Here is a 17,860-nt window from a genome sequence, read left to right on the forward strand (position 1 = left end):
CTGCGATGACCGTGGTGCAGGACGCGGCCGATGTGCGGGCCGCGGAGCCGATCCCCTTGCTTGCCTTCGGTGCTCGCATCGCCGGCGACGATGCCCGCACGCGCATCGTTGTCGAATTCGACCGAAAGCCGGAATTTTCCATCCATTACGTGGGAAATCCCGTCCGTATCATCGTCGATTTGCCGCAGACCTCCTTCGGCCTGAAGCCGGAGAGCCTGGAGCCGCGCGGGCTGTTCGACGCCATCCGCTACGGCGGGATGGGGGTCGGTACCTCGCGGCTCGTCCTGTCCGCCAAGGGACCGGTGGAGGTCAGCCACGCGGAAGTGAAGGCCGAAGAGGACGGCAAGAGCTTCCGGCTCATCCTTGATGCCGAAAAGATCGACCAGGCCCGCTTCGATGAGCTTCTCGGCGACCAGCAGTGGACGGGAACGGTACGTGCGGCAAAGACCGATCGGCCGGTCGCCGCCGCAGTGAAAAACCCTAGTGCCTTCGTGATTGCTGTCGACGCCGGCCATGGCGGCATCGATACAGGCGCGATCGGCACCGTCACCAAGACCGAGGAAAAGCATGTGACCCTCGCTTTCGCCGAGGAACTGGTCGCGACGCTCAAGCGCGAAGCCGGCGTCGAGGCGTTCCTGACCCGCGATCGGGACGAGTTCCTGTCGTTGCCGCAGCGTGTGCAGATCGCACGGCAGAAAGGCGCCAACCTCTTCATCTCCGTTCACGCCGACACGCTGAAACAGAAGGATATTCGCGGGGCCACGGTCTACACGATTTCCGACAAGGCATCCGATCACCTCGCAGCCAATCTGGCCGAGCGCGAAAACCTGTCCGACGAGATCGCCGGCGTGCCCTTGGAAAGCGAACCGGCAGAGGTGGCGGACATCCTGATCGATCTCACGCGACGCGAAACCCAGGCCTTCTCGGTCAATCTCGCGCGCACGGTCGTTTCCTCCTTTGAGGGGCAGATCAAACTGATTAACAATCCCCATCGCCATGCCGGTTTCCGCGTCCTGCAGGCGCCGGATGTGCCCTCGATCCTGCTCGAACTCGGCTTTCTTTCGAACAAGGACGACGAGAAGCAGCTGCTCGATCCGGAATGGCGCAAGAAGGTGTCGGGTCTGCTCGCTGTGGCCGTTCGACGCTATCGCGAGACGGCCGTTGCAAACGGCGGTTAGTCAATCCCAAGTTCGACGGCACCGTGGCGTGTGGGAAGTGATTTGTGTCGCTCGGGTAACAGCGATATGCTTTTCAACAGGATGCGCACGGGATAATCAGCGACAAGCCCTATTTTACTCACAATCCGGGCACTTTAGGAACAAGGCGCCCGGATTTGTTGGGAAACAATGTTGATGCGTAGGCTCCCTCGCCATAAGAGGGAGCGCAGAAACGTGCAGCTGTAATACCAGACGATTTCTGACGGAATAGTTTGGCGAGGTCGATTTCGTTGGCGAGAACACGGAGCCTTCGAGCTTTCGCGTTATGCGGCGGCGGCCTGGCAATGGGACGATAATTAGGTACCGGTATCTGACTGATGATCAGACTGATTGGATATTTTTTCGGCGTTGGTGCGTTTCTGCTGCTTGGCGTCGCTGCAGCCGTCGCGATCTACCTTGGTGCCATCACCAAGGACCTGCCGGATTATGAGGTGCTGGCCAACTATGCGCCGCCGGTAACCACACGCTTCCATGCCGGCAATGGCGCCCTGATGGCCGAATATGCCCGCGAGCGGCGCCTCTATCTGCCGATCCAGGCGATCCCCGACCGCGTCAAGGCGGCTTTCATTTCCGCCGAAGACAAGAATTTCTACCAGCATCCCGGCGTCGACATCACCGGTCTTGTGCGCGCGATCGCCGTCAACCTGCAGAACTTCGGCTCCGGCCGTCGCCCGGTCGGCGCTTCGACGATCACCCAGCAGGTCGCGAAAAACTTCCTGCTGACCTCCGACCAGACGATTGATCGCAAGATCAAGGAAGCAATCCTCTCTTTCCGCATCGAGCAGGCCTACAGCAAGGACCGTATCCTCGAACTTTACCTGAACGAGATCTTTTTCGGCCTGAACTCCTACGGGATTGCCGGCGCGGCGCTGACCTATTTCGACAAGTCGGTGACCGAACTGACCGTTGCCGAAACCGCCTACCTCGCCGCTCTGCCGAAGGGACCAGCCAACTATCATCCCTTCCGCAAGACGGAGGCCGCGATCGAGCGCCGCAACTGGGTGATCGACCGGATGGTGGAAAATGGCTACGTGACCAAGGCGGACGGTGAAGATGCGAAGAAGCAGCCGCTAGGTGTGACGCCGCGCCGCGGCGGCGCCCATCTTTTCGCGTCGGACTTCTTCGCCGAGGAAGTGCGCCGGCAGATCATCCAGAAATATGGCGACAACGCTCTCTACGAAGGCGGCCTTTCGGTGCGTACGTCGCTTGATCCGCAGCTGCAGATCGTAGCGCGCAAGGCGCTGCAGGACGGCCTTTTGAGCTATGACGAGCGCCGTGGGTTTCACGGTCCGATCAAGACGATCGAGATCGGCGGCGACTGGGGCGAGCCGCTCGGCAAGATTGCGTCCTTGAGCGATGTGCCTGAATGGAAGCTGGCGGTCGTGCTGTCCGTCGATGCGGAAGGGGCGGAGATCGGCATCCAACCGGAGAAGGAAGCCTCCGGTAAGATCGTTCCGGAACGTTTGACAGGGCACATTTCGGCAAAGAACATGCAGTGGGCTTACCGTTCCGCCGGTGGCCAGCGCAAGACCGCCAAGTCGCCGGAAGGCGTGCTCGGCCCGGGTGATGTCGTCTATGTCGAACCGACCGGCGAAAAGGGCGAATATCGGCTGCGTCAGCCACCGAAGGTGCAGGGCGGGCTGGTTGCGATGGATCCGCACACCGGCCGCGTGCTGGCGATGGTAGGCGGCTTCTCTTATGCCCAGTCTGAATTCAACCGTGCGACGCAGGCGATGCGCCAGCCCGGCTCGTCCTTCAAGCCCTTCGTCTACGCGGCGGCGCTCGACAACGGCTACACGCCGGCCTCGGTTATCCTCGATGCGCCGATCGAGATCGTTGCCGGCGGCCAGGTCTGGCGTCCTGAGAATTACGGGGGCGGTTCGGCCGGTCCTTCCACCCTGCGTCTTGGCATCGAGAAGTCGCGCAACCTGATGACGGTGCGCCTTGCGAACGACATGGGCATGAACATCGTTGCCGAATATGCCGAGCGTTTCGGAATCTACGACAAGATGCCGCCGCTGCTTTCGATGTCGCTCGGCTCGGGCGAAACCACGGTGCTGCGCATGGTCTCGGCTTATGCGGTCATCGCCAATGGCGGCAAGCAGATCAAGCCGTCGCTGATCGACCGGATTCAGGACCGCTACGGCAAGACGATTTTCCGGCACGAGGATCGCACCTGCGACAACTGCAATGCCGGCGACTGGGAAAAGCAGGAAGAGCCTGTACTGACGGACAATCGAGAGCAGGTCCTCGATCCGATGACCTCCTATCAGATCACCTCCATGATGGAAGGTGTCATCGCGCGTGGCACGGCGGCCGGCAAGATCCAACTCGATCGTCCGATTGCCGGCAAGACCGGAACGACCAACGACGAGAAGGACGCCTGGTTCGTCGGCTATACGCCCGATCTCGTGGCAGGCCTCTATCTCGGCTTTGACGATCCGGCGCCGCTCGGCCGTGGGGCGACCGGCGGCAGTCTTTCGGCGCCGATCTTCAACGCCTTTATCCAGGAGGCGGTTAAGGGCACGCGTCCCGGCAAGTTCGTGGTGCCGGAAGGCATGAGCCTCATTCCGGTCAACCGAAAGACAGGCATGGCGGCTGTCGAAGGCGAGCCGGACACGATCATCGAAGCCTTCAAGCCGGGCACGGGCCCTGCTGATAGCTTCTCCGTCATCGGTGGCCTCGACCAATATGTGCCGCCGGAGGAGATCCTGCGGAACTCCCCGCAGGCCAACCAGGCGGTAACCTCCGGCTCGAACGGCCTGTTCTGACCCTTTATGTCCGATGCGCCGCGCGTCGCCTTTACATCGGCGGCGGGCGTCGCTATTTGAGCCTCACGTTTTTTACGGGTTCACAAGAAGCAGGATCATGCGTAGCGAAATCGAGAACATTGTCGACGAAATCAAGCAGGCCATAAGCCTGCTGAGGAGGCATCTTTGACTGGGACCAGGCGGTAAGACGACTGGACTGGTTGAACAACAAGGCGGAGGACCCGTCGCTCTGGAACGATGCCGCTGAGGCTCAGAAGCTGATGCGTGAGCGCCAACAGCTCGACGACGGCATAAACGGTCTGCGCCGGTTCGAGCAGCAGCTCAATGACAATATCGAACTCATCGAACTCGGCGAGGAAGAAGGCGACGCAGCAATCGTTGCGGACGCCGAGGAGGCCTTGAGACAGCTGCGCAACGAGGCCGCGAAGAAGCAGGTCGAGGCCATGCTTTCCGGCGAGGCGGATCAGAACGACACCTACCTCGAAGTCCATTCGGGCGCCGGCGGCACCGAAAGCCAGGACTGGGCGAACATGCTGCTGCGCATGTACACCCGCTGGGCCGAGCGTCAGGGCTATAAGGTGGAGCTTATGGAAATCCAGGATGGGGAAGAAGCCGGCATCAAGTCGGCAACGCTCCTCGTCAAAGGCCATAACGCCTACGGCTGGCTGAAGACAGAGTCGGGTGTGCATCGGCTTGTCCGTATTTCGCCCTATGACAGCAATGCCCGGCGGCATACGTCGTTCTCGTCCATCTGGGTCTACCCGGTCGTCGACGATTCAATCCAGATCGATATTAACGAAAGCGACTGCCGCATCGATACCTACCGTTCCTCGGGTGCCGGTGGCCAGCACGTCAACACGACCGATTCTGCCGTGCGTATCACGCACATGCCGAGCGGCATCGTCGTGCAGTGCCAGCAGGAGCGCTCACAGCACAAGAACCGGGCCAAGGCCTGGGATATGTTGCGCGCGCGGCTTTATGAAGCCGAGCTCAAGAAGCGCGAGGAAGCAGCGAACGCCGAGGCGGCTTCCAAGACCGATATCGGATGGGGTCACCAGATCCGTTCCTATGTTCTCCAGCCCTACCAATTAGTGAAGGACCTTCGCACGGGCGTCGAAAGCACGAGCCCCGGCGATGTGCTCGACGGCGAGTTGAACGACTTCATGGAAGCTGCCCTTGCCCACCGTGTACAGGGTGGCGCGGATGCCCTTGTCGAAGATCTAAGCTAGAGCAATTCCAGGTAACGGTTTTGTCCGGAACTGCGTAGGATTATCGAAGGCCGGGTCTCGCGCCCGGCCTTATATATTGACTGATCTCAGTTCGTTGCGCGCTCGATCTTGATGTCACCAAGATCGTCAATCAGCACGGTCCACGATTCCGGTTCTTTGGCAGACGGATCGGTCTTCAGATAGACGGTCGCGAACATGCCCGGCTGCGTGGTGATGCCGGTCGACGTTTCGGGACGAATGTCCGTGATATACGGCTTCAGTGCGGTGAATTCTTCCAGTTCGGCGGAGGAAACCACTTCAGGGCCAGTCGGTGCCGACGCAATCTGCTGAAGGTGCACCTGCGCGGTGCCATCGCTCTGGCGGACCGCAATGAGCTTGTAGTAGCCGCGCTTCCCATCAGGCGAACTTTCCGGCGCCCCTTGCGAACCGGGCGTTGCGCCGCCCGCCCTTTCCTCCGCATGACCCTGCGAAAGCGCGCCGCTCTCCTCCCAGAAACCGGTGCTTGTCACGAAGATGACGTTCGAGGGAAGGATGGGGGATTCCTGCGCGAGCAACTTGCTCGGTGGCAGGGCGAGGGACAGCGCAAGAAACAGGACTTTGTACATCGGTCGGCGCATCCTCCTGATATGCGTGATTGACAGCCAGCGCCTATCGTTTTGAACCATATCACATCCGTCTTGCAACGCGTGATTTCAATTGGAGAATTGCTCGGCAAGAATGCGGTCGGACCAGGAGTGGTCCGGGTCGGAGAGGATGCGGGCGGTCAGCTTTTCAGATTCGGCGATGCGCACCTTGACGACCGACTTGACCTCCTGGTGATCGGCGACCGCGTTGACCGGCCGCTTGTCCGCTTCAAGGATCTCTATCTCCACGGTGACGTGGTTGGGCAACAGCGCGCCGCGCCAGCGCCGCGGGCGGAACGGGCTGACGGGGGTGAGCGCCAGCAGCGGTGCTTCCAACGGCAGGATTGGACCGTGCGCGGAAAGATTGTATGCCGTCGAGCCCGCCGGTGTCGCCAGCAGAAGCCCGTCGCAGGTCAGTTCCTCGAGCCTCGTCTTGCCATCGATGATGACCTTGAGCTTGGCGGCCTGGTAGGATTGGCGGAACAGATAGACTTCATTGATCGCCAGCGCCGTAAATATGTTGCCGTTGACGTCGGTTGTCCGCATCTCCAGCGGATGGAAGGCGTTCTCGACCGCCTTCTCGATGCGCTGATGCAGGTTTTCCGTGCTGTAGCGGTTCATCAGAAAGCCGACCGAACCGCGGTTCATGCCATAGACGAGTTTGCCGGTATTCATAGTCTTGTGCAGTGTGTGCAACATGAAGCCGTCACCGCCGAGCGCGACGATCACATCGGCCTCGTCCGCTTCGTGGTCGCCATAGATGGCCCTGAGGTCTTTCGCCGCTTTTTCCGCTTCTTCGGCCGAGGAGGCGAGGAAGGCGAGTGAGTTGAACTTGCGGGCCATGAAACTCAGTCCGTTCGTCGTGAGAGGGCAGGGCGATTGGCTTGCTGAACCCATTTTCTGGCACGGCCTTGCCGTGAACGCATCCGAAAAATTCGGAGAAGTCGCATTTTTGCTTTACACGGAATCAGAATATGATAACTCCCAGCGCGGAAAGTGCCCTTATAGCTCAGTTGGTAGAGCGGCTGATTTGTAATCAGTAGGTCGGGAGTTCGAGTCTCTCTGGGGGCACCATTTTTTCAAAGACTTAACTGAATTTGGTTTGGCAGGGCTGTCTCGAGCGCTGGTGGACACGCGTCTGGTCCTATGGCGTCATCCGCACCTGATCATATGTCGAACGATGCGGGCTTCGGGTCGACCTCTCGGCAGCGTTCCAAGGCATTGAGCAGGTTCTCGGCCAGATAGTCGATCAGTGCCCGCGTCGCCGGCAGCATGCCGTGGCGCGATGGGAAAACAAGGTGGACGACGACGTCGCCTGACGTCCACTCCGGCAGGACCGGAACGAGGACGCCGGTACGGAAGGCGCGCTCGCAAATATGGTCCGGCAGCAGCGCTATCCCCATGCCTTCGATTGCCGCGCGCTCCAGGATGAGAAAATCGCTGCAACCTATGATCGGACGGTGTGCAATTTCGATTGTGCTTCCGTCCGCATGCAGCAGCCGCCAGGTGTCGGTTGGATGCTGTTCGTTCATCGAAAGCGTCGGCAACTGGGCCAGATTATCGATCGTGATGCCACCGAGGCGGGCGAGAAGCGTCGGGCTTGCGGCAAGGCGCTGGCGCACTTCGCCGAACCTGCGCACGATCAGTTGATTGTCGGTGTCAAGTTGATCGCGGGCACGCAGGGCGACATCGATTCGTTCCTCGATCAGGTCGATCCGCCTGTTGGTCGTCATGATGAGCAGGCGCACGCCTGGATAACGGCGGTGAAATGCCGGCAGAATATCGGCAAGCATCGGGGTGAAGCCCAGGGGACAGCCGAGTCGCACGATACCTGTCGGCTCCGCGCGCACCGCCGCAATCTCGGCTTCCGCCGCTGCCACGCCATTCAGCAACCCCTGGCAGTGTTCATAGAAAACGCGCCCGATTTCGGTCATGCGCAGCTTGCGCGTCGACCGCTCAAGAAGGCGAACGCCCAGTTGCCCTTCCAGGCGCGCGACGTGCTTGCTGAGCTTTGACTTGGGCATATTCAGGTCTCGCGCGGCCGCGCTGAAACCATTGTTTCTTACAACGGCTGCAAAGAGCGCAATATCATTGAGATCCTGCATTCCTGTCTCCCCCCGGGGCCGTTCGTCTGAAATAAATTGTTTCCATCAGGAAACAGAATGTCAAATATCTGCGCACTTATCCGGCGATTGTTTTCCGATCATATGTGGGGCACCGCAACGCAACATAAAGGTGCTCCCATGAAAGTCCTTCATATCGACTCCGGCATTCTCGGAGAACATTCGGTTTCCCGCCGCCTGACAGCGGCAGTCGTCTCGCAGATCAAGGTCGACCGGCCCGACGCCGAGATCACCTATCGCGACCTGATCGCCAACGGTGTACAGCACTTGACCGGTTCGCAGATCATGGCGCCGGCCGATCTCGGTGGCGTGGACCCGGCTCTCGCCGCCGACGTTCAGAGCGGGCGTCAGATGCTGGAAGAGTTCCTCGCCGCCGATACGGTCGTCGTTGGTGCGCCGATGTACAACTTCTCCATTCCGAGCCAGCTGAAGGCCTGGATCGACCGTCTCGCCGTCGCCGGCAAGACCTTCCGTTACACCGAAGCCGGCCCGGAAGGGCTTGCAAAGGGTAAGAAGGTCATCATCGCTTCGACCCGCGGCGGACATTATTCCGCTGGCCCGGCTGCCGTTATGGATCATCAGGAAAGCTACCTGAGGACCGTCTTCGGCTTCTTCGGCATCACCGACGTCGAATTCGTCCGCGCTGAAGGCCTCAACCTCGGTGACGATTCGAAGCAGTTCGCGATTTCCGAGGCCGAGAAGACGATTGCCCAGGGCAACGTTCTTCGTCTGGCGAGCTAAGACTTTCATATGGACCGTGAAACATCGGTTCGTTGCGGAGAATGCCGGCTGTGAAAGCAGCCGGCATTCTCCGTTTTTGCTGGTCGTCGTTTTGCGATATGATCCGCCGATGGAACGCCTGCGCGTGATGCTGATCGCAACACTGGGCCTGGCGGCGATCATGGCCGCCGGAAGCGTTTTGGCGGCCCCTCCGGATGCGCGCTGCACCTGCCGCAATCGTGACGGATCGAAATACGAGCTCGGGCAAACCGCCTGCATCAGGGTTGGGGGCATTTCCTATCTGGCGCGCTGCGAAATGAATCTCAACGTGACGACGTGGAAGAAACTCCGTGACGGCTGCCCGACGGCTCAACTCAGTACGGCGGATATTCGCCTCAATTGAAGGCCATGCGGCCGCCTGCCGCCTAGATCTTCAGGAACTGCCTTGCCGCATACATCGCGATCGCCGCAGCGTTGGAGACGTTCAGCGACTTGATCGCGCCTGGCATGTCGAGCCGGGCGAGCGCCTTCACCGTCTGACGCGTCTTTTGCCGCAATCCCTTGCCCTCCGACCCGAGCACGAGGGCGATCCTGTTGCCGGTAAAGGTGCTTTCCAGCGGTTCCGGGCCTTCAGAATCGAGACCGATCGTCAGAAAACCGAGCTTGTGCAGTTCGTCTATCGCATCGGCGAGATTGGTGATCTGGATATAAGGGATCAGTTCCAGCGCGCCGGATGCGGATTTCGCCAGCACGCCAGATTCGGTCGGGCTGTGGCGCATGGTGGTGATGAGCGCGCCGGCATCAAACGCCACCGCCGAGCGCATGATCGCGCCGACATTGTGAGGATCGGTCACCTGATCGAGCACCAGGATCAACGGGCAGTCGCGCAGCGCTTCGAGCCTGCGGTGCGGCAACGGCCGCGTCTCCAGCATCACGCCCTGATGAATCGCGTCCGGCCCGAGAATCCCGTCGAGGTCCTGCGGCGTCACGATCTCGGTCGGAAAGGGGAGTGCTGAGAGGTCGCCGAGGTCCAGCCGTGCAGCCGCGTTCTGGGTTACAGAGAACCGAACGATTTTTCGTTCCGGATTGTCGAGGGCGGCGCGAACCGTGTGCAGCCCGTAGAGAAGCACCTGCTCCGGCGCCAGCGCCTGTGGTTTCCAGTCCGCGGGCATCTTCTTGCGCTTGTCCTGCCGCGGCGTGGGAATCTCACCGCGTTCGCGCCGGGCGTCGCGATGGGCGCGCCGGAGATTGGCATAGTGGGTGTCCTTGGCGCTCTTGTCGCCGCTCTTGTCCTTGGTCATGCGCGTCTTATAGTGGCGTTCGGTCAACGTGGGAAACGGTTTCGGCGATCTTCGCCGGCGCGGCTGTGGAGAATTTCTGAAATTTTGCGTTTCGCCGTGTTGACAGGACGAAGGAGGGCGGTCATATACCCGGCGCAGATCGCGAGGCGGTAACAAACGTCGCCGCTTCCTTTACGATCTCAAATGCTTGGTCGATTGATCCCGACAGAATAATGGAGGGATGCCCGAGTGGTTAAAGGGGACGGACTGTAAATCCGTTGGCTCAGCCTACGTTGGTTCAAATCCAACTCCCTCCACCATTCTGCTCAGGATCGAAGACCCGCGGGTATAGCTCAATGGTAGAGCAGCAGCCTTCCAAGCTGAATACGCGGGTTCGATTCCCGCTACCCGCTCCAGTTCGCTTCCCGCGTTGCAAAGACAGCTCAGACTGCGCTTCAAATAAACACCGCATGTCGATGATTGCGTTAATATTCGCGCGTCCGACAGGTGGGAGTGCTAGTGTTCGGCAAGGCGTTTGATACCGAAGGGCCGGACGGCTATGCGGCCCCATCCTCGTGCACGCAATTAAGTCTTGCGCAAATCCCGCGAAACCCTTAAACGGCTCGACAAACCGGCCCAGCCGGCTGATCCATCTTATTTGACCACAGGAAACGTACCCATGGCAAAGAGCAAATTTGAGCGCAACAAGCCGCACGTTAACATTGGCACGATTGGCCACGTTGACCATGGCAAGACGTCGCTGACGGCAGCGATCACGAAGTATTTCGGCGAGTTCAAGGCGTATGACCAGATCGACGCTGCGCCGGAAGAAAAGGCCCGTGGTATCACCATTTCGACGGCGCACGTCGAGTATGAGACGCCGAACCGTCACTATGCGCACGTCGACTGCCCCGGCCACGCCGACTACGTCAAGAACATGATCACCGGCGCGGCGCAGATGGACGGCGCGATCCTGGTTGTTTCGGCTGCCGATGGCCCGATGCCGCAGACCCGCGAGCACATCCTGCTCGCCCGCCAGGTCGGCGTTCCGGCAATCGTCGTGTTCCTGAACAAGGTCGACCAGGTCGACGACGCCGAGCTGCTCGAGCTCGTCGAGCTGGAAGTGCGCGAACTGCTGTCGTCCTACGAATTCCCGGGCGACGACATTCCGATCGTCAAGGGCTCGGCGCTGGCAGCACTCGAAGATTCCGACAAGAAGATCGGCGAAGACGCGATCCGCGAGCTGATGGCAGCGGTTGACGCCTACATCCCGACGCCGGAGCGTCCGATCGACCTGCCGTTCCTGATGCCGATCGAAGACGTGTTCTCGATCTCGGGCCGCGGTACGGTTGTGACCGGTCGCGTCGAGCGCGGCATCGTCAAGGTCGGTGAGGAAGTCGAGATCGTCGGCATCCGTCCGACGACGAAGACGACCTGCACGGGCGTTGAAATGTTCCGCAAGCTGCTCGACCAGGGCCAGGCCGGCGACAACATCGGTGCGCTCCTGCGCGGTGTCGACCGCACCGGCGTCGAGCGTGGCCAGATCCTGTGCAAGCCGGGTTCGGTCAAGCCGCACAAGAAGTTCAAGGCGGAAGCCTACATTCTGACGAAGGAAGAGGGTGGCCGTCATACGCCGTTCTTCACCAACTACCGTCCGCAGTTCTACTTCCGCACGACGGACGTGACCGGCATCGTGACGCTGCCGGAAGGCACGGAAATGGTGATGCCGGGCGACAACGTGACGGTTGACGTCGAGCTGATCGTGCCGATCGCGATGGAAGAAAAGCTGCGCTTCGCCATCCGCGAAGGCGGCCGCACCGTCGGCGCAGGCATCGTCGCCTCGATCATCGAGTAATTTCCGGCACATCCGGATTTCGAGGCCCCGCAGGCAACTGCGGGGCTTTTTCATTGCAATGTGCAGGGCCTGCGTTTTCCAGATGCGAGAAGTCGCTGTACCACTTTGAATTGCTGCATGTTTCGGGTCCATAAATCGGCTCCGATTCAAGGAATATGCAGTGGGAGGCGGGTGTCATTCTGAAATTGTTTGCGTGTGATGTTTGCAACAGTCCTCACGCAGTTCGGTGCGTTGCGGCCGATTAACATAAGGTCATCGCCTCCGATCTGTGCTATTTTCCGAGCCTGACGATTTTGCCGGAACGGCAACGGTTGCGACCGAGGATCGGAATCCCAAATGAAAAGAAGTATCGCTACGCGCCTCGCCGCGATTGGCATAGCTTTTGTTTGTGTCGGGCCTTTTCGGCAATCGGCATCGGCCGCCGACGACGGCCCGCTTATCTGGGCACCTGCAAAGACCGGAGCCAACGCCTACAGGCTTCGGCTCGGCATGCGTTTCCCGGGGCAATGGGATACAACCGCCGGGGCGGAATTCTCGATGGGCGCGGAGTCGTCGGGCAAGATCAAGCCGCCCACCGCCCCCGTACGCCTCTGGGGGTCGCTTTCGCGCAAGAGCAAGGGACGGGCGACCACGCGCTCCTCTCTATTCAACATGGACTTCAACGCCTTGACCGGCACCAGCAATGTGGGCGCCGGTACCGCGCGAACATGGATTGTGACGCCGACACTCGATGCGGAGGTCCACCGCAGCATCGCCCTTCAGTGCAACGCCTATGAGAACAGTTGCGCCCAGCCGAGGCTGACGCAAACAGCCCGGCTCGCATCTCCAGCGACCCGGACGTCACTTGTCGCGCAGGGTGAGCTTTCCAGCGACGGCATCAGCGGCTTGAGCCGCATTGGCTTCGAGCAGAAGTTCGGCAATTTACAGCTCGGGGCCGCAGTCGCCGACCCGTTGTTGGCGCCCCGCAGCGTGTTCGATATCCGCTACAGCCTGCGATGGTGATGTGCGGCATGCGACGTGGGCGCATCTTGTGCAAAAGAACAAAGCAGCTAACTATTGCTTCGCTTTCTGCAGGCCGTGCATCTTTGAGACGCGCAGGTCGCTGCAGCACTTTGAATTGCTGCATGTTTCCTTAATTTGGCTCGGATTTAAGGAAACCTGCAGCAGGGGAGGCGTCATGAAAAAGCGTATTCTTTTTACCGGCGGCGCAGGCAAGGCCGGGCGGCATGCGGTACCTTATCTTGTTGAGGCGGGTTACGAGGTGCACAATGTCGACCTCGTTCCGCTCGAAAGCCCCGGCGTCACGAACCTCATGGCCGACATCACCGATAGTGGCCAGATGTTCAATGCGCTGTCGATGCATCGGGACTTTCCCGATCTCGATCGGGGGCAGCAGTCCTTCGATGCCGTCGTGCACTTTGCCGCCATTCCGCGCATTCTCATCAAGCCGGATAACGAGACCTTCCGGGTCAATGTCATGGGCACGTACAACGTGATCGAGGCGGCGGTGAAGCTCGGTATCCGCAAGATCATCGTTGCTTCCAGCGAGACGACCTACGGCGTCTGCTTTGCGGAGGGTCATCGCGATTTCCACCAATTCCCTCTGGAGGAGGACTACGACGTCAATCCGATGGACTCCTACGGTCTCTCCAAGGTGGTGAACGAGAAGACGGCGCGCGCCTTTGCCGAACGCTCGGGGTTCGACATCTATGCATTGCGCATCGGCAACGTGATCGAGCCGCATGAATATGCGAATTTCCCGCATTATTTCGCCAATCCCGAAATCCGCAAAAGGATTGCCTGGAGCTACATCGATGCGCGCGATCTCGGCCAGATCGTCAAGCTCTGCATAGAGAAGGACGGCCTCGGCTTTACGATATTCAACGCCGCGAACGACACGGTCTCGGCCAACACGCCTTCGCGTGAACTTGCCAGGCGGTTTTATCCGAATGTTCCCTTCAAAAGAGAGATCGGCGAGTTCGAAGGTCTTCTCTCGAACAGGAAGATTCGCGAGGTTCTCGGGTTCAAGGAGGAACATGACTGGCGGAAATACGTCCAGTTGGAGAATTGAAGCGCCGCGACTGCTTGCAGCGTTGCGGCCGCGAAATTTTCTTGGAACTTTTTTCCCTTTTGCCGCAAATGCGCTTGAAAGCGTCCGGCAAACTGAATATGAAGCCGCTGACCTGAGACGCGTGCGGGCCATTTGGCCGGTTGGCGTTTCGATCTAGGGGTATAGCTCAGTTGGTAGAGCGGCGGTCTCCAAAACCGCAGGTCGGGGGTTCGAGCCCCTCTGCCCCTGCCAGTTTCGTCATTCTTGCCTCATCGTCTGAATTCGGCCAGAATGAAAAAAGGTAGGGCGGCGCGGCCGCCTTTTTATATTCACAAAAAGACTGATTGGCTCTTGTGGTTTTCGGAATCGGTCTTTATGTAGGGTCCAAACAGACACGCGGTGCGTGGGGCTGAATCATCGGCTTTACGCGCCGTAATGGCGTGAGCATTTTATGGCATCCAAAACGAATCCGTTCACGTTTCTGCAGCAAGTTCGCTCCGAAACGTCAAAAGTGACTTGGCCTTCACGGCGCGAGACGATGATCTCGACGCTGATGGTCTTTGTCATGGTCTCTTTTGCCGCCGCCTTTTTCTTTGGTGCGGACCAGTTGATGGGCTGGCTGATGAGCCTCGTCCTCAACGTTGGCGCTTGATTGGGTGGAGAGTAGCATGGCTGCGCGCTGGTATATCGTTCACGCCTATTCGAATTTCGAAAAGAAGGTCGCCGAGTCGATCGAGGAAAAGGCCAAGCAGAAAGGTCTGGATCACCTTTTCGAAAAGATTCTCGTTCCGACGGAAAAGGTCGTCGAGATCCGCCGCGGCCGCAAGGTCGACGCGGAACGCAAGTTTTTTCCGGGCTACGTGCTTGTTCGCGCCAATCTGACCGATGAGGCCTATCACCTCATCAAGAATACGCCGAAGGTCACGGGTTTCCTCGGGACCGATAGCAAGCCCGTTCCGATTCCGGATCATGAGGCAGAGCGGATCCTTGGTCAGGTCCAGGACGGTGTCGATCGTCCGAAGCCGTCGGTTTCTTTCGAGATCGGCGAGCAGGTCCGGGTATCGGATGGTCCGTTCGCATCCTTCAACGGCATCGTCCAGGATGTCGATGAAGAGCGGTCGCGCTTGAAGGTCGAGGTTTCGATCTTTGGTCGCGCGACCCCCGTCGAGCTGGAATATGGCCAGGTCGAAAAGGTCTGAAAACCATAGGTTTAAAAAGGGATGGGCGGGCCGACTGGCCTGTTCCGGCGGAGTGATCCGCATGCGCGTGGGAGGTGTCCGGTCTTAGCCGGGTCGGATTGTCCGCACCACGCAACCGCAGCCGCCGGTCGAGAGACCGGTAAATGGCCGGGCGACCGGCTCAACAGTTCCTCTTCCGATTTGATCGTGAAGAGGCATTCAGAGGCAGAGAGAAATGGCTAAGAAAGTTGCAGGCCAGCTCAAGCTGCAGGTGAAGGCCGGCTCGGCGAATCCGTCGCCGCCGATCGGTCCTGCGCTTGGTCAGCGTGGCATTAACATCATGGAATTCTGCAAGGCGTTCAATGCCGCTACGCAGGAAATGGAAAAGGGTATGCCGATTCCGGTCGTCATCACCTATTACCAGGACAAGTCCTTCACCTTTGTCATGAAGCAGCCGCCGGTCAGCTACTTCCTGAAGCGTGAAGCAAAGATCCAGTCGGGCTCGAAGACCCCGGGCAAGGCCAGGGCCGGCTCGATCTCCAAGGCTCAGATCCGTACGATCGCAGAGGCCAAGATGAAGGACCTCAACGCGGCCGATATCGAAGGCGCAATGGCAATGGTCGAGGGCTCTGCCCGCTCCATGGGCCTGGAAGTGACGGGCTAAGACCATGGCGAAGATTGCAAAGCGTGTACAGAAGTCCCGCGAGGGCATCGATCCGGCGAAGACCTACGGCCTCGGTGAAGCCGTAACGCTGGTCAAGGAGCGTGCGACGGCAAAGTTCGATGAAACCATCGAAGTCGCCATGAACCTCGGCGTCGATCCGCGCCACGCCGACCAGATGGTCCGCGGCGTTGTCAACCTGCCGAACGGCACCGGCCGCTCGGTTCGCGTTGCCGTTTTCGCGCGCGGCGCGAAGGCTGACGAAGCCAAGGCCGCCGGTGCTGACGTCGTCGGCGCCGAAGACCTCGTCGAGATTGTCCAGGGCGGCAAGATCGACTTCGATCGCTGCATCGCGACCCCGGACATGATGCCGCTCGTCGGCCGTCTCGGTAAGGTTCTCGGTCCGCGTGGCATGATGCCGAACCCGAAGGTGGGCACGGTCACCATGGACGTAGCCGCTGCCGTCAAGGCCTCCAAGGGTGGTGCGGTCGAGTTCCGCGTCGAAAAGGCCGGTATCGTTCACGCCGGCGTCGGCAAGGCGTCCTTCGATGCAAAGGCGCTGGAAGAAAACATCCGCGCCTTCGCTGATGCCGTGATCAAGGCAAAGCCGGCTGGCGCCAAGGGCAACTACGTCAAGCGCGTAGCGATCTCCTCGACCATGGGTCCGGGCCTCAAGATCGATCCGGCAACGCTGAGCGTCGCCTGACCCAAATGCTATAGCGCCGTGCGTCTGTATATACGCACAAAGATCGCTATAGCGCTTTGAATTGCTGCATGTTTTCTTAAATCGGATCCGATCCAAGGAGAAAACATGCAGGGGCTTCGGCCCGAAACAGAATTTCCGGCCTTTCGGGGCCGGAAATCCGGACCTAAAGTCCGGAACTCCTGTCCGAGATTGCGGGTGGTTTTACCTTAATCACCATTGCCCGCATGAGACGGGTAAGATCTGAATTTTGAACAACGCCTTCGGCGTCGAAATTCGGTTCGAACCTCGCTTGCCTTGTGTCAGACCCGGCTCTTCCGGGAACGCCAAGGGACAGGATCCTTAAGCGTTGCTTGGGATCGAGCATGATCCCGGGTGACAAAGGCAAACCCGGCAGGGCTGCGTGAAGCAACCCTGTCAACTGGAGACAGACAGTGGAAAGAGCGGAAAAACGCGAATTCGTCACGGAGCTGAACGAAGTCTTCAAGGCTTCCGGTTCGGTTGTCGTGGCCCACTATGCTGGTGTCACAGTTGCGCAGATGAACGACTTCCGTTCGAAGATGCGCGCTGCTGGCGGCACCGTCAGAGTCGCGAAAAACCGCCTGGCCAAGATCGCTCTTCAGGGCACGGAGTCTGAAGGGATGACCGATCTCTTCAAGGGGCAGACGCTGATTGCATACAGCACTGACCCTGTAACGGCTCCGAAGGTCGTCGTGGATTTCGCCAAGACCAACGATAAGCTCGTTGTGCTCGGCGGCGCCATGGGGACAACCACGCTCAACGCCGAAGGTGTCAAGTCGCTTGCGACCCTGCCTTCGCTCGACGAGCTGCGCGCGAAGCTGCTGGGCCTTCTCAATGCCCCGGCAACCCGCGTCGCGACGGTTGTCGCAGCACCGGCAAGTCAGCTTGCTCGCGTGTTCTCGGCCTATGCCAAGAAGGACGAAGCCGCCTGAGGCGGAATTTCGCTGTTGTATTTAGAACCAGTTCGAACCGAACAAAAGGAAAAGTAAAATGGCTGATCTCGCAAAGATCGTTGAAGACCTCTCCTCGCTGACCGTTCTGGAAGCTGCAGAACTTTCGAAGCTTCTCGAAGAAAAGTGGGGCGTTTCTGCTGCTGCTCCGGTAGCAGTTGCTGCCGCTGGCGGCGCTGCTGGCGCTGCTGCCCCGGCTGAAGAAGAGAAGACCGAGTTCGACGTCGTCCTGACGGACGCCGGCGCCAACAAGATCAACGTCATCAAGGAAGTCCGCGCCATCACCGGCCTCGGCCTCAAGGAAGCCAAGGACCTGGTCGAAGGCGCTCCGAAGCCGGTCAAGGAAGGCGTTTCCAAGGCTGAAGCTGCGGACCTCAAGAAGAAGCTCGAAGACGCTGGCGCCAAGGTTGACGTCAAGTAATTCGACGAAATGCAAAGGAGGGGTGGCCGTTTTGGCCGCCTCTCTTTGACCGTTTTTA

The 17,860-nt window shown here is 59.7% G+C and carries 18 protein-coding genes and 4 tRNA genes; 18 read left to right on the forward strand and 4 right to left on the reverse strand.

Translation table 11 applies throughout. The features are described 5' to 3' along the window. The first annotated feature begins 5 nt into the window (after positions 1–5). The 3 genes from ILFOPFJJ_RS21320 (at position 6) to prfB (ending at position 5,217) form a co-directional block, all read left to right on the forward strand. Entirely contained in the window at positions 6–1,178 is a 1,173-nt protein-coding gene (locus tag ILFOPFJJ_RS21320; protein WP_246299757.1) for an N-acetylmuramoyl-L-alanine amidase, read from the forward strand. A gap of 356 nt (positions 1,179–1,534) precedes the next feature. Further along, the gene (locus ILFOPFJJ_RS21325) at positions 1,535–3,988 is read left to right on the forward strand and encodes a penicillin-binding protein 1A (RefSeq protein WP_173512588.1); all 2,454 of its coding nucleotides are present in this window, start codon (positions 1,535–1,537) and stop codon (positions 3,986–3,988) included. Positions 3,989–4,085: 97 nt separating this feature from the next. Further along, positions 4,086–5,217 (forward strand): peptide chain release factor 2 gene (gene prfB, locus ILFOPFJJ_RS21330; protein WP_173512589.1). Its coding sequence is split into 2 segments (ribosomal slippage): positions 4,086–4,154 and positions 4,156–5,217, totalling 1,131 coding nucleotides; the frame shifts between segments, so codons are not numbered across the junction. An 86-nt stretch (positions 5,218–5,303) separates the two neighbouring features. Here the strand turns inward: prfB and ILFOPFJJ_RS21335 are convergent. Together ILFOPFJJ_RS21335 and ILFOPFJJ_RS21340 are read right to left on the reverse strand one after the other, a co-directional pair. Next, entirely contained in the window at positions 5,304–5,822 is a 519-nt protein-coding gene (locus tag ILFOPFJJ_RS21335; RefSeq protein ID WP_173512590.1) for a hypothetical protein, read from the reverse strand. A gap of 87 nt (positions 5,823–5,909) precedes the next feature. After that, a complete protein-coding gene (locus tag ILFOPFJJ_RS21340) occupies positions 5,910–6,683 on the reverse strand; it encodes an NAD kinase (protein WP_173512591.1) in 774 nt (257 codons plus the stop codon). Positions 6,684–6,838: 155 nt separating this feature from the next. Between ILFOPFJJ_RS21340 and ILFOPFJJ_RS21345 the strand changes: the two genes are divergently transcribed. Further along, positions 6,839–6,914, forward strand: a tRNA-Thr gene (locus ILFOPFJJ_RS21345). 92 nt (positions 6,915–7,006) lie between these two features. On the opposite strand, the gene ILFOPFJJ_RS21350 is transcribed toward ILFOPFJJ_RS21345, so the two are convergent. After that, on the reverse strand, positions 7,007–7,945 hold the full coding sequence (locus tag ILFOPFJJ_RS21350) for a LysR family transcriptional regulator (protein WP_173512592.1): 939 nt from the start codon (positions 7,943–7,945) through the stop codon (positions 7,007–7,009). 138 nt (positions 7,946–8,083) lie between these two features. On the opposite strand from ILFOPFJJ_RS21350, the gene ILFOPFJJ_RS21355 reads away from it, so the two are divergent. After that, positions 8,084–8,704 (forward strand): FMN-dependent NADH-azoreductase, encoded by a 621-nt coding sequence (locus ILFOPFJJ_RS21355; RefSeq protein ID WP_173512593.1) that lies wholly within the window; start codon positions 8,084–8,086, stop codon positions 8,702–8,704. A 109-nt stretch (positions 8,705–8,813) separates the two neighbouring features. Beyond that, on the forward strand, positions 8,814–9,086 hold the full coding sequence (locus ILFOPFJJ_RS21360; protein ID WP_173512594.1) for a hypothetical protein: 273 nt from the start codon (positions 8,814–8,816) through the stop codon (positions 9,084–9,086). A gap of 22 nt (positions 9,087–9,108) precedes the next feature. Here ILFOPFJJ_RS21360 and ILFOPFJJ_RS21365 read toward each other — a convergent pair whose 3' ends face one another. Continuing rightward, on the reverse strand, positions 9,109–9,984 hold the full coding sequence (locus ILFOPFJJ_RS21365; RefSeq protein WP_173512595.1) for a TrmH family RNA methyltransferase: 876 nt from the start codon (positions 9,982–9,984) through the stop codon (positions 9,109–9,111). 214 nt (positions 9,985–10,198) lie between these two features. Between ILFOPFJJ_RS21365 and ILFOPFJJ_RS21370 the strand changes: the two genes are divergently transcribed. The 12 genes from ILFOPFJJ_RS21370 to rplL all read left to right on the forward strand — a co-directional run bounded on the left by ILFOPFJJ_RS21370 (position 10,199) and on the right by rplL (position 17,802). Continuing rightward, positions 10,199–10,283 (forward strand) — tRNA-Tyr (locus ILFOPFJJ_RS21370). A gap of 22 nt (positions 10,284–10,305) precedes the next feature. After that, positions 10,306–10,379: transfer RNA gene (locus tag ILFOPFJJ_RS21375), tRNA-Gly, on the forward strand. Between the two features lie 263 nt (positions 10,380–10,642). Continuing rightward, entirely contained in the window at positions 10,643–11,818 is a 1,176-nt protein-coding gene (gene tuf / locus ILFOPFJJ_RS21380; protein ID WP_173512596.1) for an elongation factor Tu, read from the forward strand. 336 nt (positions 11,819–12,154) lie between these two features. After that, entirely contained in the window at positions 12,155–12,820 is a 666-nt protein-coding gene (locus ILFOPFJJ_RS21385) for a hypothetical protein (protein WP_173512597.1), read from the forward strand. A 175-nt stretch (positions 12,821–12,995) separates the two neighbouring features. Next, a complete protein-coding gene (locus ILFOPFJJ_RS21390) occupies positions 12,996–13,889 on the forward strand; it encodes an NAD-dependent epimerase/dehydratase family protein (protein WP_173512598.1) in 894 nt (297 codons plus the stop codon). 155 nt (positions 13,890–14,044) lie between these two features. Further along, a tRNA-Trp gene (locus ILFOPFJJ_RS21395) sits at positions 14,045–14,120 on the forward strand. A gap of 199 nt (positions 14,121–14,319) precedes the next feature. Then, positions 14,320–14,520, forward strand: coding sequence for a preprotein translocase subunit SecE (gene secE / locus ILFOPFJJ_RS21400; protein WP_136504339.1), 201 nt, complete (start codon positions 14,320–14,322; stop codon positions 14,518–14,520). A gap of 16 nt (positions 14,521–14,536) precedes the next feature. Then, complete coding sequence (gene nusG / locus ILFOPFJJ_RS21405; RefSeq protein ID WP_173512599.1) at positions 14,537–15,067, forward strand: transcription termination/antitermination protein NusG; 531 nt, start codon at positions 14,537–14,539, stop codon at positions 15,065–15,067. A 214-nt stretch (positions 15,068–15,281) separates the two neighbouring features. Continuing rightward, complete coding sequence (rplK, locus tag ILFOPFJJ_RS21410) at positions 15,282–15,710, forward strand: 50S ribosomal protein L11 (protein WP_173512600.1); 429 nt, start codon at positions 15,282–15,284, stop codon at positions 15,708–15,710. Positions 15,711–15,714: 4 nt separating this feature from the next. Further along, positions 15,715–16,413 (forward strand): 50S ribosomal protein L1, encoded by a 699-nt coding sequence (rplA, locus tag ILFOPFJJ_RS21415; RefSeq protein ID WP_173512601.1) that lies wholly within the window; start codon positions 15,715–15,717, stop codon positions 16,411–16,413. 431 nt (positions 16,414–16,844) lie between these two features. Then, positions 16,845–17,363 carry a 50S ribosomal protein L10 gene (gene rplJ / locus ILFOPFJJ_RS21420; RefSeq protein ID WP_173512602.1) on the forward strand — a complete coding sequence of 173 codons (519 nt, stop codon included), beginning with the start codon at positions 16,845–16,847 and terminating at the stop codon, positions 17,361–17,363. 58 nt (positions 17,364–17,421) lie between these two features. Then, the gene (gene rplL / locus ILFOPFJJ_RS21425; protein ID WP_173512603.1) at positions 17,422–17,802 is read left to right on the forward strand and encodes a 50S ribosomal protein L7/L12; all 381 of its coding nucleotides are present in this window, start codon (positions 17,422–17,424) and stop codon (positions 17,800–17,802) included. The last annotated feature ends 58 nt before the right edge of the window (positions 17,803–17,860 follow it).

The organism is Sinorhizobium psoraleae, assembly GCF_013283645.1.
Lineage (GTDB): Bacteria > Pseudomonadota > Alphaproteobacteria > Rhizobiales > Rhizobiaceae > Sinorhizobium > Sinorhizobium psoraleae.